At 72.4% G+C, this 15,222-nt stretch carries 15 protein-coding genes, 1 tRNA gene and 1 pseudogene; 10 read left to right on the top strand and 7 right to left on the bottom strand.

From position 1 onward, the window contains the following. Positions 1–417 precede the first annotated feature (417 nt). Positions 418–1,581: pseudogene (locus JQN83_RS32695) on the bottom strand (hypothetical protein); the annotation flags it as partial. Between the two features lie 112 nt (positions 1,582–1,693). Between JQN83_RS32695 and JQN83_RS01635 the strand changes: the two are divergent. Further along, positions 1,694–2,368 (top strand): PASTA domain-containing protein, encoded by a 675-nt coding sequence (locus JQN83_RS01635; protein ID WP_208565218.1) that lies wholly within the window; start codon positions 1,694–1,696, stop codon positions 2,366–2,368. A gap of 142 nt (positions 2,369–2,510) precedes the next feature. Then, the gene (locus JQN83_RS01640) at positions 2,511–3,245 is read left to right on the top strand and encodes a PASTA domain-containing protein (RefSeq protein ID WP_208565219.1); all 735 of its coding nucleotides are present in this window, start codon (positions 2,511–2,513) and stop codon (positions 3,243–3,245) included. Between the two features lie 77 nt (positions 3,246–3,322). On the opposite strand, the gene JQN83_RS01645 is transcribed toward JQN83_RS01640, so the two are convergent. Then, a complete protein-coding gene (locus tag JQN83_RS01645) occupies positions 3,323–3,838 on the bottom strand; it encodes a hypothetical protein (protein ID WP_208565220.1) in 516 nt (171 codons plus the stop codon). Positions 3,839–3,939: 101 nt separating this feature from the next. Continuing rightward, positions 3,940–4,224, bottom strand: coding sequence for a hypothetical protein (locus JQN83_RS01650; protein ID WP_208565221.1), 285 nt, complete (start codon positions 4,222–4,224; stop codon positions 3,940–3,942). A gap of 634 nt (positions 4,225–4,858) precedes the next feature. Between JQN83_RS01650 and JQN83_RS01655 the strand changes: the two genes are divergently transcribed. From JQN83_RS01655 to JQN83_RS01665, 3 genes are all read left to right on the top strand, one after another. Further along, complete coding sequence (locus tag JQN83_RS01655) at positions 4,859–5,740, top strand: helix-turn-helix domain-containing protein (RefSeq protein ID WP_208565222.1); 882 nt, start codon at positions 4,859–4,861, stop codon at positions 5,738–5,740. After that, entirely contained in the window at positions 5,710–5,931 is a 222-nt protein-coding gene (locus tag JQN83_RS01660) for a DUF397 domain-containing protein (RefSeq protein WP_091253343.1), read from the top strand. Before JQN83_RS01655 ends, JQN83_RS01660 begins: the two co-directional genes overlap by 31 nt. A gap of 152 nt (positions 5,932–6,083) precedes the next feature. Next, positions 6,084–6,479 carry a hypothetical protein gene (locus tag JQN83_RS01665; protein WP_208565223.1) on the top strand — a complete coding sequence of 132 codons (396 nt, stop codon included), beginning with the start codon at positions 6,084–6,086 and terminating at the stop codon, positions 6,477–6,479. Here JQN83_RS01665 and JQN83_RS01670 read toward each other — a convergent pair. From JQN83_RS01670 to JQN83_RS01685, 4 genes are all read right to left on the bottom strand, one after another. Continuing rightward, a complete protein-coding gene (locus JQN83_RS01670; RefSeq protein ID WP_244251545.1) occupies positions 6,447–7,067 on the bottom strand; it encodes a hypothetical protein in 621 nt (206 codons plus the stop codon). The genes JQN83_RS01665 and JQN83_RS01670 overlap by 33 nt on opposite strands. Before the next feature lie 118 nt (positions 7,068–7,185). Further along, the gene (locus JQN83_RS01675) at positions 7,186–7,992 is read right to left on the bottom strand and encodes a WecB/TagA/CpsF family glycosyltransferase (protein ID WP_208565224.1); all 807 of its coding nucleotides are present in this window, start codon (positions 7,990–7,992) and stop codon (positions 7,186–7,188) included. After that, positions 7,989–9,062, bottom strand: coding sequence for an NAD-dependent epimerase/dehydratase family protein (locus JQN83_RS01680; RefSeq protein WP_208565225.1), 1,074 nt, complete (start codon positions 9,060–9,062; stop codon positions 7,989–7,991). The genes JQN83_RS01675 and JQN83_RS01680 overlap by 4 nt, the downstream gene beginning before the upstream one ends. 112 nt (positions 9,063–9,174) lie before the next feature. Further along, positions 9,175–9,260 (bottom strand) — tRNA-Leu (locus JQN83_RS01685). Positions 9,261–9,486: 226 nt separating this feature from the next. Here JQN83_RS01685 and JQN83_RS01690 point away from each other — a divergent pair. From JQN83_RS01690 to JQN83_RS01710, 5 genes are all read left to right on the top strand, one after another. After that, a complete protein-coding gene (locus JQN83_RS01690; RefSeq protein ID WP_208565226.1) occupies positions 9,487–10,284 on the top strand; it encodes an FHA domain-containing protein in 798 nt (265 codons plus the stop codon). A 6-nt stretch (positions 10,285–10,290) separates the two neighbouring features. Further along, positions 10,291–10,779, top strand: a complete 489-nt coding sequence (locus tag JQN83_RS01695; RefSeq protein ID WP_208565227.1) for an FHA domain-containing protein FhaB/FipA — start codon at positions 10,291–10,293, stop codon at positions 10,777–10,779. After that, positions 10,776–12,200 carry a PP2C family protein-serine/threonine phosphatase gene (locus tag JQN83_RS01700; protein ID WP_208565228.1) on the top strand — a complete coding sequence of 475 codons (1,425 nt, stop codon included), beginning with the start codon at positions 10,776–10,778 and terminating at the stop codon, positions 12,198–12,200. Before JQN83_RS01695 ends, JQN83_RS01700 begins: the two co-directional genes overlap by 4 nt. Before the next feature lie 92 nt (positions 12,201–12,292). Continuing rightward, on the top strand, positions 12,293–13,720 hold the full coding sequence (locus JQN83_RS01705; RefSeq protein ID WP_208565229.1) for an FtsW/RodA/SpoVE family cell cycle protein: 1,428 nt from the start codon (positions 12,293–12,295) through the stop codon (positions 13,718–13,720). Next, positions 13,717–15,222, top strand: a complete 1,506-nt coding sequence (locus JQN83_RS01710) for a peptidoglycan D,D-transpeptidase FtsI family protein (RefSeq protein ID WP_208565230.1) — start codon at positions 13,717–13,719, stop codon at positions 15,220–15,222. Before JQN83_RS01705 ends, JQN83_RS01710 begins: the two co-directional genes overlap by 4 nt.

Raw genomic sequence — 15,222 nt, forward strand, 5'->3', positions numbered from 1 at the left:
GCGGGTCGGCGGAGACCGTTTACCGCGAAGGGCGTATGCCTGGCTGGCATATTCATGCCGCAATGTCATACCTGCTTCGCCTGACGGTGTGTCGCGACGCCGGATGGGTGTGTGCCGCCGACGCGGGAGGGCGGTGCCCGACGAGTCGGAGGGCCGGGCGAGACGCGGCCCGGAGAGGGCCGGCATCCGGGAAGGTCAGGGGGTGCGGCGTCCGGGGCGGGGCCGGGGCACGGCGGGTGGGTCCGCCGGCAGGCTGGCCGGCGACCCGGGGTCCTGCTCCGGAGACCCACTGGCCGGCAACCCGCCGGTCGGAGACCCACCGGCTGGCAGCCCACCGGCCGGCGGAGCCGTCGGGGCGGCCCGACCCCGGCGGACCGGCCGGGCCCGTCCCACCGCCGAGGGCGTCGGCTCCCCACCCGGGGCGTCGGTCGGGGTGGCCGGGGGGTCCGCCGGGGCGGCCGTGGGATCAGCACGGGTGTCCGGGTCGACACGGGCGCCCACGTCGGCCCGAGCGCCCACGTCGGTGCGGGCGTCCTGGTTGGCCCGCGCGTGCAGGTCCGCAGGGACGCCCAGGTCCGTAGGGGCGTCCACGTCGGCGCGGGCGTCCGGATCGGACGGTGGGACCGGATGGGTGTCGGCCGGCCGGTCGTCCAGCTCGCCGGTGCGGGGGTGCGGTACGGATGCCGTCCGCGCGGCGGCACGCCGCTCGGCCCGCTGGGCGAGCGAGGCCACCAGCACCGACCCGGCCGCCCCGACGATGACCGCGTACGGCGCGACGAGGTGGGCCGAGACCTGGGCCGGCGAGATCGTGGCCAGCCGGGGGACGGCGAGGAAGTAGGCGACGGCGACGAGCAGCGGGCCGGCGGCACCGGAGACCACCGCACCGAGTCGCAGCTCCGCCCTACGGGCGGCCCGCCGGGCGGCCAACGCGCCGATCAGCAGCGCCGAGCCGAGGGCGAGCAAAGCTCCCGGCCAGTAGAGGTGGTCCCGCAACCAGAAGCGGGGGCTGTCCTGGGCGATCTGCCAGATGCCGAGTTGGGCGCTGGTCAGCCCCCGTCCGGCGAGCACCCCGTCGACGACGGAGACCACGGCCAGCAACCAGAGCCAGCCGACGGTGGCGGTCACGTTCGTCGCCGCGGCCCGGGAGTGCAGCGTCCACACCGCCACCACCAGCCCGATGAGTACGCCGACCCCGGCGTATCCGGCCGCGACGGTCTGCGGCGAGAAGGTGTCCGGCACGGAGGCGGCCCGGGACGGCACCGCGACCAGCAGCACGGTGATCAACGCGCCGACCGCGCCCGCCACCGCGAGGGTGACCCGGTGCAGGGCGCCGCCGGTCTCGACGTCCGTACCGCGTTCGTGCAGCCGCTGGGCGCAGACCGCCCCGCCGACGGTGGAGACGGCGGCGATCCAGGTCGCCCAGGCGAGACTGGCGAACCAGGACGGCTCGGTGGCCCCGACGTCGACCGGTGCCCAGTTGATGATGCCCAGGCCGTAGCCGAAGCCCAGTTGCGCGGCACCCACGCCGGCGGCGACGCCCACCGCCGTGAGCACCGATCCTCCCCAGCTCCGTCCCGCCATGCCGGGACTGTAGCGTCCCCTGGTCGGGGCGGCGAGTCGGACGAGCGGCGGAGCACGGCCGGTGACCGGTGGGCAGCGGCCGGTACCGTCTCGGGGACGAGGCGGGAGCGGCATGGACGACGAGTACACCGAACAGGACACTACGGAACGCGACCGGCCCGGCCGGGGCAGGCTGCTGCTCGGCGGCACCCTGGCGACGGTGCTGCTGGCCGCCGTCGGTGGCACCGTCGGGTGGGTGCTGGCCGACCCCGGTACCCCCGACACGGGGGCCAACCCGGCGGCGGGCCCCGGACCGGCGAGCCCGTCCGCCGCACCGACCACCGTCCCGCCGACCACCGCGCGGGCCACGACGCCCCCGCCGCCCGCCGCAACCAAGGGTGGCCTGACCGTGCCCCGGCTGGTCGGTCTCGATTTCGAGAAGGCGCGCGACGAACTGCATGACCGCAAGCTCGGCTGGCGGCTGGTCTTCGGCACCGGCTCCGGGCGGACGGTGGTCCGTACCGTGCCCGCCCAGGACACCTCGGTCCGGCCGGGCACCACGGTGCGGGTCGAGGTCAGCGGGCCGGCCCCCGAGGTCGAGGTGCCGGACCTGGTCGGCGAGGACTGTTCGGACGCGGCTGACGAGCTGGGTGACGTCGGCCTGTTCCCCCGGTATCCGACCGGGAACCGGGGCGAGGTCACCGCCCAGGTGCCGGCGGCCGACGCGACCGCGCACTGGAACGACGCGGTGGCGATCTCCTGCGGTGACGGTCCGACGCCGACGGCCGAGGCGACGCCGACGGGGTAGGGGGCGGGTCGTCGCGTCCATCCCGGTGGATGGTGCCCCGGACCGTTACGTTGGGGGCCGAGGGCCACGACCGTCTGGCCGGCCGGGGAGACCGACCCCGGATCCGGGGCCTACCGCCCGCCAGGTGGCGAGAGGACGTGCGATGAGCGACGACCGCCAGGAGCCACCCGCCGACGACGCGACCCGTCCCCTGCCGCCGGCACGACCGGGGGCCGGTGGGCCGCCCGACGCCACCGCCCGGCAGGAGCCGGCGGACGCGACCCGTCCGTTGCCGCCGGTCGGTGGCGGGCCGGCCGGTTCGCCGGTGTGGTCCGGGCGGGCCGGGGTGCCACCGCCGCGTCCGGACGAGCCCCGGGAGCCGGCCGAGTGGTACGGCGAGGATCAGCGCGGCCGGCGCTGGTGGACGCCGATCCTGCTGGGCGTCCTCGGGTTGCTGCTGCTCGGGCTCGTCGGAGCAGGGATCTGGCTGGCCCTGCGGGCGGCGGATTCCCCGTCGGACGAGACACCGACCCCACCGCCGACCGCCCCGACCACGACCGCCCCGACCCGTGCCCCGACGACGAGCGCGCCGACCACCGCAGCGCCGACGACTCCGCCGACCACCCCGCCGACGACCGGCCCCGCCGCCATCGCCGTGCCACCCCTGGTCGGGCTCTCCCAGGAGACCGCGGAGAACCTGCTGGGTCGACTCGGCCTGTCCGCCCGGGTACAGACGCGGGAGTCGGACCGGCCGGCCGGCACCGTCCTGTCCACCGACCCGGGGCAGGGTGAACTGGTGTCGCCGGGGGACGAGGTGACCCTGGTGGTGGCCGCCGAGCCGACGGCGTCGCCGACCGGGGCCGGCACCGCCACGCCGACGGCCAGCCCCACCGGGTGACGGTTGCGCCGCCGGCCCGGGTCGACGTCCGTCGCCGCGCCACCCTGCCGTCTGGTGCCCACCGGGCCCGTCGGGGCTCACCACATCCGGCGTCGGGTGCCCACCAGACCCAGACCGGCCAGGGAGATGGCCAGCCCGAGCAGACCGGAGTAGAAGAGCGACTGGGCGACGGTCTGCGGGTCGTCCGAGGGACGTCGGGGCTCGGTGAGCGTGGACGTGCCGCCGCCCGCCCCCGACTGCGCGCCGTTCGGGTCGGCCGTCGGTCCGGCGGCGGCGTCGGCCGGTCCGCCGGGGCCAGGGTCGGCCGGTTCACGGGCGGCGGCGTCGGCCGCTGCGCCCGAACCTGCGTCGGCCGCTGCGGCGGAGCCGGGGTCGGTGGGCGCGGCGGGGTCGCCGGCCGGGAGGTCGCCCTGCCCGACCACGGTGATCTCGGGCGCCGGTACCGGCTCGGCGAGCCGGGTGGCCGATGTGGCCGGGTAGTGGGTCACCACCGCGACGGTGATGACCGCGCCGATCAGGGCGAGCAGTCCGAAGGCGTATCGGATACGGGACCTGTGGTGCCGCCGCGCGGCGGGCAGATTGACCATGGCCATCCCAGGTTCAGGGGCCGGAACGCGCGGGGTGGAGACGTTCGCCGGGGTGGGCGTACCGAGTCTATGGCGGCGGTACGCCCTCCGACCTGGTAATCGGGGAGTCAGCCCACCGCGATCGGTGCGCGGTTGACCGGCCGGCGCGAACGGGCGGGGTGCTGACGGGGCACGGTCGCCGCCCGGAGCTGGGTCAGCCCGGCCTGCTGGACAAAGATCGACCGGCGGCTGACGGCGTCTCCCGACGCGTTCAGCTGGTAGCCGTCAAGCCAGAGCCAACCGTCGTACGTCGGCCAGTCGAGCACCCGGATCACCCGGAAGGTGATCGGCCTGAGGAACTGCACGCTGGCGGCACGCGTCACGTGCAGAACGTCACCGGAGCGGGGAGGCACATGGGCTCCTGGGAGGGTATGGCCGGCGTCGCGGGCCGGCCGGTGCGGAACGGGGACGAGGTGCGGGTCCGGCGACGGGGTTGTGCCTCGCGGGCCGGTGCTCGGTGTGGTGCTGGTCGGGCCGTACCCGCTGGTGGTGGATCGCCACCCGACCATCACCCGGCTGCTCACGGGTGTTACCGCTCCCACCGCCGCAGCCTCCGGGCGTGCAGCGGTGGGGTCATCAACCCGAGGCAGGTCTCGATGACACAACTGGTCCGGGGCGCCCGCCGGCCCGTCCGCTCCCCCGGTGATGATCACTCGGTGAGATCGGTCGAAGGCGGTGAGTTACTCGAACCATACGGACAGACTGCATCAGCGTCGTGCTGGATGCAAGTTGCACGTCGACTTTTGCCGATACGTGAGTGCGACACGTGAACCGGGCGCTTGATCACGCCGACTCCGGGGCGGCACACTGGACGCCGGTTCCGCCCGCCGCGGCCGGTCGGCGACCGGGCTCCACCCCTGCCGCGAACGATGCCCGCCGCCCATGGTCGCGCCCTTGGCGGTAATGGACGCGGGCGCGATCGACCGGAGGTAACCGGGTGGGCCCGAGGCACCAGCTTTCCCCGTCAACAGGACCCGGGGCGACCCGATGAGCGAACGGCGGAGCCCGACCATCCGGCGTCGCCGGCTCGGGGCCGAGCTGCGCCGGCTGCGCGACGGTGCCGGGATCACCATAGAGGCGGTCGCCGAGCAGTTGGAGTGCTCCGCCTCCAAGGTCTCCCGGATCGAGACCGGTCACACCTCGGCGACCCCGCGTGACGTCCGGGACATGCTCCGCATCTACGGGGTGGTGGGCGCGGAGAGCGACGAGCTGGTGCAGATCGCCCGCGAGGCGCGGCAGAAGGGCTGGTGGCACCCCTACAGCACGGTGCTCGTCGGGGCGTACGTCGGCCTGGAGGCGGCGGCCGGTTCCATCCGGGCGTACGAACAGCAGGTCGTGCCCGGTCTGCTGGAGACCGAGGAGTACGCCAGTGCGATGATCCAGGCGGCCCGTCCGGACATCTCTCCCGATCAGGTGCAACAACGGGTGCGTGTCCGATTGGGCCGTCAGTCGTTGTTGACCCAGGACGATCCGGTCGATCTGTGGGTGGTGCTCGATGAGGCGGTGTTGAGTCGGCCGGTGGGCGGCGACGCGGTGATGCGTGGTCAGCTCAGACGGCTGGTGGAGGTGGCCGAACTGCCGAACGTGACGCTGCAGATCCTGCCTTTCGAGGTGGGAGCGCACGCCGGCATGGACGGGACCTTCACGATTCTCGGTTTCCCCGACTCGGTTGATCCGGATGTCGTGTACGCGGAGAACGCCACGGGTGGGCTCTTCCTGGAGAAGAGCGACGAGCTACAGAAGTACAACTTCATCTTCGATCAGATTCGGGCAGCGGCCAGGCGACCGGAGGAGTCCATCGCACACATCGCAGAACTGGCAGAGGAGCCGTTGTGGAAATGGCGACCAAGAGGTTCCCCGAGGACCTGACGCAGGCGACCTGGTTCAAGAGCTCAAAAAGTGGGCCGAACTGTGACAACTGCGTCGAGGTAGCTTACGTGATCGGGGCGGTCGGGGTGCGGGACTCGAAGGACAAGACAGGTCCCGCCCTCGTATTCGCCCCCGGGGAATGGAACGCCTTCGTCGCCGACGCTCGGAACGGCGCGTTCGGCCAACACTGACCAACGCAGCGTGGCGTTGACCGCGGGTCGGTCGGGGGACACTCCCCGGCCGGCCCGTCGCCACTTGCGCCCCCGCATCGTTGAACCTCGGTACGGCGCTGGTCGATGACCCGCCACACGCGGCGGCAACCAAGCGAGGCAGGCGAGAGCACATGACGACGATCGGTTCAGAAAACCTCACCCACGGCCCGGGCCGGGTCGAGCGCTTCGGCGGCAAGTACCGCAGCGCCCGCCGCGACACGATGCTCACCGAGGTGGGCGCCGGCGACACCGACTTCGATGGCGACGGTGTCCTCGCACCCGAGCAGGCCGGGCCACCGATGACGTCGCTCGACCCGAACCCGCTCGCCGAGCCGTCGTTTCCCAAGGACACCTGGTACACGGAGGCACCCGAGTCGATGATCGACCACCCGCTGCTGCGTGGCCTGCTGCTGGAGTTGCCGCCCAAGGGGAGCGTACCGCCGCCCGGCTGGCTGGACCGGTGGTTCGAGGCGACCCGGGCGATCCTGGAACTGCTATACGTGCAGGGAGCCGGCCGCAGCCGGTGAGGCGGGCAGGCCGACCAGCGCGGGTCCGGTGCCCGGCAGCGTCCGCTCCGTGAGCCGGTTGTGCCGCAGGCCGTGGCGTACCCCGATGGCGAGGACGGCCAACCCGCCGACGGTGAGCGCGACCCCGGTGACCCCGTTGCCGGCACCCAGGTCCAGCCCGGCGGCGGTGAGCAGCCCCGGCACGGTGGCCAGCGCGGTCACCTGCACCGGTAGACCGACCAGCGGGTGCCCGGCGGCGGCCCGTAGACCGTACGGCGCGGGGGTCTCCGGCGCGGCGGCGAACGCGCCCGCGCCCGCCCGCAACCTGCGGACCCGGCGCACCGTGCAGACCGCCACCGCGAGCGCCGGCACCGCCACCAGTGGAAGCTGCCCGGCGGCCCGGTCGACCGGGGTGTCCCCACCGCTGACCGTGCCGGCGACCAGCACCGTCGCGGTCAGTGCGAGCCCGGCCACGGAGAGGGCGAGCAGCCATCCGGTACGCCGTCGCAGTGCGCGGGCCCGATCCAGCCGGGGGAGGCCGTCCGCCACGACGCCGGCGGCGAGCCAGACGGCGGCGATCGACAGCAACACGATGAGATGCCCATCCATGGACACAGCCTTGCCCACAACGGCGGGCGGTGAATCCGGGGCGGGCCCCTGTTCCACCCGGACGCGCCCCCGTAGGGGTGGACCGGTCAGTCGGCCGGCCGGGATCCGCAGTGGACCCTCAGACCGCGAAGGTGGCCGGCCGTTCGGTGGCCGGGGCCGGTGGCCGGGCCTTCCACAGGCCGGTCTTCTGGCCGGCGAGGCGGGTCAGGTAGGCGGGGTTGAGGATGACGTACCGCCGCCAGAGCCGCTTCGGCTCCAGGCCGAGCCGCCAGAACCACTCCAGGCCGGCCCGCTGCATCCACGGCGGCGGCTGCCGGAGCAGGCCGGCGTGGTAGTCGAAGGCCGCGCCGACGGCCATCAGCGGCATGTCCAGCAGGGGCCGCATCGCGTACGTGAAGACCTCCTGGCGGGGGCAGCCCAGGCCGACCAGGACCAACCGGGCACCGCTGGCCCGGATCCGGTCGGCGATCTCCACGTCCTCGCCGGGCTGCACCGCGCGGAACTTCGACGGCTCCACCCCGGCGATCTTCAGGGCCGGGAACATCCGCTCCAGCGCCGGGATCAGCTTCGCCAAGGTCTCCTCGGTCGAGCCGTACAGGTAGACCGGCAGGCCCTCGTCGGCGAAGCGGCGCAGCACGTGCAGGGTCAGCGTCGGGCCGTAGACCCGGTCGGCCAGGCCGGCGTGGTGCAGCAGGTTGAGCGCCCAGCGCACCGGCTGGCCGTCCGGGGTGACCACGTCGAAGGAGTTGAGCCGGGCGTTGTGCGCCGGGTCGAGCACCCCGGTCATCACCCCGTGCACGGCCAGCGCGGTCAGCGCCAACGGCCGGCGGTCCCGGGCCGCCGCGACGACCTGCTCGGTGGCCGAGGTGTAGTCGGTGGCGTCGACCAGGACGCCGAGGACGTTGCGCTTGCCCTGTGCGGTCATGCTCCCGGCACCCACTTGTCGACGTTGGCCTGGTAGATCTCCCGCATGATCATGGGTACGTCGTAGACCTGCTTCCAGCCCGGGTAGTCGGCCTGGAACGCCTCGTTCGAGCCGATCCACCACTTGTGGTCGCCGATCCGGTTCGCGTCGACGTACTCGGTGATCATCTCCTGGCCGGTGATCTGCTCGGCCAGCGCGAACGCCTCCCGGTTGGAGGTGTTGGAGTGCCGACCGCCACCGAGGTTGTAGACCGCCGCCGAGCGCGGCTCACGGAAGAACGCCTCGAACGCCGACACCACGTCGGAGCTGTGGATGGCGTCGCGGACCTGTTTGCCCTGGTAGCCGAAGATCTTGTAGGTGCGGTGCTCCATGTTGGCCCGCATCACGTACCCGAGGAAGCCGTGCAGCTCGGTCGCGGAGTGCGCCGGGCCGGTCAGCGTGCCGCCCCGGAAGCAGGCCGTGCGCATGTCGAAGTAGCGGCCGTACTCCTGCACCATCACGTCCGCGGCGACCTTGGAGGCCCCGAAGACCGAGTGCAGGCAGGCGTCGATCGACATGTCCTCGCGGATGCCCTGCTCGTACGGGTGGCCCGACTCGATCTCCCAGCGGGTCTCCTGCTCCACCAGCGGCAGGCTGTTGGGGCGGTCCCCGTAGACCTTGTTGGTCGAGCAGTGGATCACCGGCGCCTCGATGCAGTGCTCCCGCACGTTCTGCAGGACGTTGAGGGTGCCACCGGCGTTGACGTCGAAGTCGGTGAACGGGTCCCGTACCGCCCAGTCGTGCGACGGCTGGGCGGCGGTGTGGATCACCACGGCGATGTCCCGGCCGTACCGGGCGAAGAGCTTGCCGAGGGTGTCCCGGTCGCGGATGTCGATGCTGTGGTGCGCGTACGCCGACCCCAGCTCGTCGGTCAGCCGCCGGACGTTCCACGCGGTCGAGGCCTCGGCGCCGAAGAACTCCTGCCGCATGTCGTTGTCGATGCCGACCACGTCCAGACCGAGCCCGGCGAAGTGCCGGACCGCCTCGGAACCGATCAGACCGCCCGACCCGGTCACCAACGCGACACTCACACGACACCCCTGGTCAAAGGTAGGAGGCTGGAAAAACCACCGGAGCATAGCCTGACGTCCGGTACGCCCCGATACGAAGTGAGGGCCCCGCGACTGCGGAGCCCTCGTCTGATGGTGGGGATGGGGGGAGTTGAACCCCCACGTCCTTTCGGACACACGGACCTGAACCGTGCGCGTCTGCCATTCCGCCACATCCCCGTGGCACGACCGTCGAACGCGGTGGTGCGTCGACCCCGCCGTCTCCGGCGGGCCCGGAACATCCTACCCGGTCCTGCGGTCTCGCCTCGACCGGTTACCGTTCCTGCGAGCGGTCACCCTTCGTGGCGGACGAAAGAGTAGCACGGGCCTGGGGGCCGCTCCGAACGGGCCGCCGCGCGGTGGCCGAGCGGCGCGCGAGCTGCACGCGCGCCGTCCAGATACCATCATGTCCTCGGGACCCGAGGAGGAGCCGGTGAGCGTGCTGCAACGCTTCGAGAAGCGTCTGGAAGGCCTGGTCGAAGGGGCCTTCGCCAAGGTCTTCAAAGGGGTGGTCCACCCCGTGGAGATCCTCAACGCCATGCAGCGGGAGGCCGAGGCGCACAAGGCCATCCTCGCTGGTGGCCGCACCCTGGTGCCCAACCGCTACGTGATCGATCTCTCCCCGTACGACCACAGTCGGTTGGCGCCGTACGCCGCTGCGTTGGCCCAGGAGCTGGCCCAGTCACAGGCGGAGTTCATCGGTGAGCAGGCGTGGACGGTCTACGGCGACGTGATCGTCGAGGTCGAGCGGGGCGAGGGGCTGGACACCGGCATGTTCCGGGTCACCGCCGAGGTCTACACCGGCGGCGAGGTCGCCCCGGTGTCCTCCCCGGGCGGCTACGACCCCGGCCCGCCGGCCTACCCGGCGTACGACCAGGGCGGTGGCTACGGCCCGCCGCCCGGCCACGGCGGTGGCGGCGCGCGCAACGTCCGGCTGGTCTCGGGCGACGGCCGCACCTATCCGTTGCAGATGGGCTCGACCGTGATCGGCCGGGGCGACCAGGCCAACCTGCGCCTGCCCGACGTCGGGATCTCCCGGCGGCACGCCCGGCTGGACTTCGACGGCGGCCAGGTGGTGCTGACCGATCTCGGGTCCACCAACGGGACCATGGTCAACGGCCAGCGGGTCTCGGCGGTCGCCCTCAACCCGGGCGACATGATCCAGCTCGGCACCACGACGCTGACCTTCCGCGTGGACGGCTGACCCGCCTTGCCGGAACTCGTCATCACCGTCGCCCGGTTCGGGTTCCTCATCCTGCTGTGGATCTTCGTGTTCACGGTGGTGGGTGTCATCCGTCGGGATCTGTTCGCCGGTGCCCGGTCGGGCCGGCTGGTGGCCGCGCCGCGGGGGGTCGGCGCCTCGACCCAGCAGCAGGCGGCGAAACCGGCGAAGGCGAAGCGGGGCCGGGCGGCCCACCAGTTGGTGGTCACCGCCGGCCAGCTCGCCGGCACCCGGATCACCCTCGGCGAAGCGCAGATCACCATCGGTCGGGCCGAGGACTCCACCCTCGTCATCACCGACGACTACGCCTCCGCGCGGCACGCCCGGCTGGTGCCCCGGGACGGTCAGTGGTTCGTCGAGGATCTCGGCTCGACTAACGGCACGTACCTCGATCGCGCTAAGGTCACCGGACCGACCCCCGTCCCCCTCGGCGTGCCGATCCGTATCGGCCGCACCTCTCTCGAATTACGGCCATGACTCTGACCCTGCGCTATGCGGCCCACAGCGACCGCGGTCTGATCCGAGACGGAAACCAGGACTCCGTCTACGCCGGGCCGCGGCTCCTCGCCGTCGCCGACGGCATGGGCGGCATGGCCGCCGGTGACGTCGCCAGCAACATCGTCATCGGTGCCATGGCGCCGCTCGACGAGGACGTCCCGGGGGACGCGCTCGTCGACGCGCTGCGATCGGCCGTGGGCACCGCCAACCAGCAGCTCCGCGACACCGTGGACGCCAACCCGCAGCTGGAGGGGATGGGCACCACGCTCACCGCGACCCTCTTCTCGGGCAGCAAGCTCGGCATGGTCCACATCGGCGACTCGCGTGCCTACCTCCTGCGCAACGGCGAGTTCGCCCAGATCACCAAGGACGACACCTACGTCCAGATGCTCGTCGACGAGGGACGGATCAGCGCGGAGGAGGCGAGCAGCCACCCCCAGCGCTCGCTGCTCACCCGCGCCCTCGACGGCCGGGACATCGACCCGGAATACAGCGTCCGGCAGGTGCTGCCCGGGGACCGCTACCTGATCTGCAGCGACGGCCTCTCCGGCGTGGTGAGCGCGGAGACCATCGGTGACAGCCTCCGGGAGTACACCGACCCGCAGCAGTGCGTCGAGCGGCTGGTGCAGCTCGCCCTGCGCGGCGGCGGACCGGACAACATCACCGTGATCATCGCGGACGCCACCGACCAGGACATCGTCGAGGCGAGCCCGATCGTCGGTGGAGCCGCCGCCCGGGACCGGGGGATGGCCACCGCGGCCGACGACTCCACCCCGGCGGCCCGCGCGTCGGCGCTGTCCGCCCCGCGCCCGCCCGCACCGGAGGAACCCGCCGCCAACCGGGACGACGACCCGGAGCGCCCCCGCCGGCCGCTGCGTACCGTGGCGATGCTGGCGGCCCTGCTGGTCATCCTCGGTGGTGGCCTCTTCGCCGGCTGGAGCTACACCCAGCGGCAGTATTACGTCGGGGCGACCGACAACGGGCAGCTCGCGGTCTTCCGGGGGGTCCCCGGCCAGGTCGCCGGCCTCGACCTGTCCAGCGTGAACTCGACCAGCCAGGCCAAGCTCGACGACCTGACCCTGGCCGCCCAGGAGCAGGTCAAGCAGGGCATCCAGGCCAAGAGCCGGCCGGACGCGCTGCGCCGGTTGGCCGAGCTGACCAGCGAGGACCCGGGCAACCCGAACCTGAAGCCGGTCTGCCCGCCGGTTCCCTCCCTCGTCACCGGCTCCCCGGTGCCGGCGAACCCGCCGGTGACGCCCGGTCCCGGTACGCCCAGCCCCGGCCCGACCGGCAGCACGGGGACCACCTTCACCCCCACGCCGTCCACCACACCCGACGCCTCGGCCTCCGACGCGGTTCCGCCGGCCGGAGACCCGGCGGGCTGCCGGTCGCCCGAGTGACCGCCGGCTGAGATCCGAGGGACACCTTCTTGACCGCAGCGGCCCAGCCGGTAGTCTCGCCCGCCACGACGGGCGAGCGGCCCGGCGTACGTATGGCGCGGTCCCGGCGTAACGCCGAACTGTCCCTGCTGGCGCTGGCGATGGTGCTGGTGGCCGCGTACGGGGCGATCGTCGAGGCTAATTTGCTCGACACCGTCACCCGCGACTTCTGGATGCCGGCCGCCGCACTGGGGCTGGTCTTCTTCGGTATGCACCTGGTGATCAGGTGGTTGGCACCGTTCGCCGATCCGGCCCTGCTGCCGGCGGTGGCCCTGCTCAACGGCATCGGGGTGGGCTTCCTGCGTCGCCTCGACCTGGGCAAGGCCGCCCCCGCCGACCGGGAGACGCTGGCCATCTTCGCCGGCACCGGTGGCCGCCAGCTGGCCTGGACGCTGGCCGCGGTGATCCTGGCCGCCGGGCTGCTGGTGGTGATGCGCGACCACCGGGCGGTCTCCCGGTACGCGTACACGCTGGGGTTGGCCGGCATCGTGCTGGTGATGATCCCGGCGGTGCTGCCCGGCCGGTTCTCCGAGATCAACGGCGCGAAGCTGTGGATCCGGGTCGGTGGGTTCAGCATCCAGCCCGGTGAGTTCGCCAAGCTGGCACTGCTTGTCTTCTTCGCCTACTACCTGGTCCGCAAGCGTGAGGTGCTGTCGCTGGCCAGCCGCCGCGTCCTCGGCATCGACTTCCCGCGTGGCCGGGATCTCGGCCCGGTGGTCGGGGTCTGGCTGATCAGCCTGCTGGTCCTGGTCTTCGAGAAGGACCTCGGCACGTCGCTGCTCTACTTCGGCATGTTCGTGGTGACGCTCTACATCGCCACCGAACGGGTCAGTTGGCTGCTGATCGGTCTCGTCCTCTTCTTCGGCGGCGCCTACCTCGCGTACGTGCTCGGTGGCACGGTGGGTGGGCCGTTCGCCAACTTCTACACCCGCGCGGAGATCTGGCTCGACCCGTTCGCCGAGCCGTACGACCGGGGTTACCAGCTGGTGCAGGGGCTGCTCGGCCTGGGCAGCGGTGGCCTGTTCGGGTCCGGGCCGGGCGCCGGGGAGCCGCTGGAGATCCCCGAGGTGCAGAACGACTTCATCTTCGCCGGCATCGGTGAGGAGATCGGCCTGTTCGGGTTGACCGCGCTGCTGGTGGTCTACCTGCTCGTCGTCGAGCGGGGGCTGCGGGCCGGGCTGGCGGTGCGGGACTCGTTCGGCAAGCTGGTCGCCGGTGGTCTCGCCTTCACCCTGGGGCTCCAGGTCTTCGTGATCGTCGGCGGGATCAGCAAGCTCATTCCGCTGACCGGTCAGACCACCCCGTTCCTGTCCGCAGGTGGCTCGTCGCTGATGGCGAACTGGCTGCTCATCGCGGTGCTGCTGCGTATCTCCGACGCCGCCCGGCGGCCGGTGGCCCAGGGTGGCGGCCCGGCGGCCCGGCCGGGTGGCGGCCCGCCGGAACAGCTGCACGGTGCTCCCACGGAGGTGATCCGCCCGTGAACGCGCCCCTGCGCCGCGTCGGCGTCGTCGTCATGGTCCTGTTCGGTCTGCTCTTCGCCAACCTGAACTGGATCCAGGCCTACAAGGCGGACGAATACCGCAACAGCGATTACAACGGCCGGGTCCAGGTGGCCGAGTACGAGCGCCGGCGGGGCAACATCGAGGCCGGCGGCACCGCCGTGGCCACCAGCAAGGAGACCGGCGGCAAGCTGAAGTTCCAGCGCAGCTACCCGGCGGGGACGAAGTACGCCCACGTGCTCGGCTACAAGCCGGTCAACCTGGGTGACACCGGCATCGAACGGCTGGAGAACGACTTCCTCGCCGGAACCAGCGACGCCCTGCTCGGCAACCGGATCAAGGACATGTTCACCGGCGACGAGAGCGGCGGCGGCAACGTGCTGCTGAGCATCTCGAAGCGGGCCCAGGACACCGCCTACGAGCAGTTGCGCAACAACCGCAACGGGGTGAAGAAGGGCGCGGCCATCGCCATCGACCCGCGTACCGGTGCGGTGCAGGCGCTGGTCTCGATGCCCAGCTTCGACCCGAACCCGCTGGTCGACCACGACACCAACGTCGCCTCCGCGGCCTACAACAAGTACGAGCAGGACCCGGACGGCCCGCTGAAGAACCGGGCGCTGTCGGAGGTGCTGCCGCCCGGCTCCACCTTCAAGATCGTGATCGCCGCCGCCGCCCTGGAGAACGGGGTCGGCAAGGACACCGAGATCCCGGCCGGGCCGAGCTGGACCCCGCCGACGTCGGGCACGGAGATCCGTAACGCCGCCGCGTCGATCTGCCCGGAGGCGCAGGTCACCCTGATGGACGCGGTCACCGAGTCGTGCAACACCGGCTTCGCCCAGCTCGGCGTGAAGCTCGGCGCGGACACGGTGAAGGAGAAGGCCCGGCAGTTCGGCTTCGAGCAGGGCGACCTCACCGTCGGGCAGCTCGGCGAGGGGGGCCTGCCGGTGGCGGCCAGCCGGACCGGCGACATGCAGAACCCCGACGGCGGCACCGACCCCGCCGCGCTGGCGCAGTCCTCGATCGGCCAGAACAACGTCCGGATGACCCCGCTCCAGGGGGCGCTGATCGCCGGTTCGGTCGCCAACAAGGGCCGGCAGATGCGTCCCTACCTGGTCAAGCAGCTCCTCGGGCCGGACCGCACCACCAGCTACTACAACGCCCAGCCCCGGGAGCTGCGCCAGCCGGTCAGCGGCCAGGTCGCCGACGACCTGCGGGACATGATGGTCAGCGTGGTCAAGAACGGCACCGGCAGCTCGGCGGCCATCGACGGCTACACCGTCGGTGGCAAGACCGGCACCGCGCAGTCCGCCCCGGACCGGCCCGACCACGGCTGGTTCATCGGCTTCGCCCTGGACAAGAACGGCAACGCCGTCTCCGCGGTCTGCGTGGAGCTGGAGCAGGCCGGCAGCGGCGGCAGCGCCGAGGCGGCCCGGATCGGCGGCAAGATCATGCAGGCGGCCATCGCCGATGCGGGGGGCCGCTGA

The organism is Micromonospora antibiotica, assembly GCF_017599305.1.
In the GTDB taxonomy this organism is placed as follows: Bacteria; Actinomycetota; Actinomycetes; order Mycobacteriales; family Micromonosporaceae; genus Micromonospora; species Micromonospora antibiotica.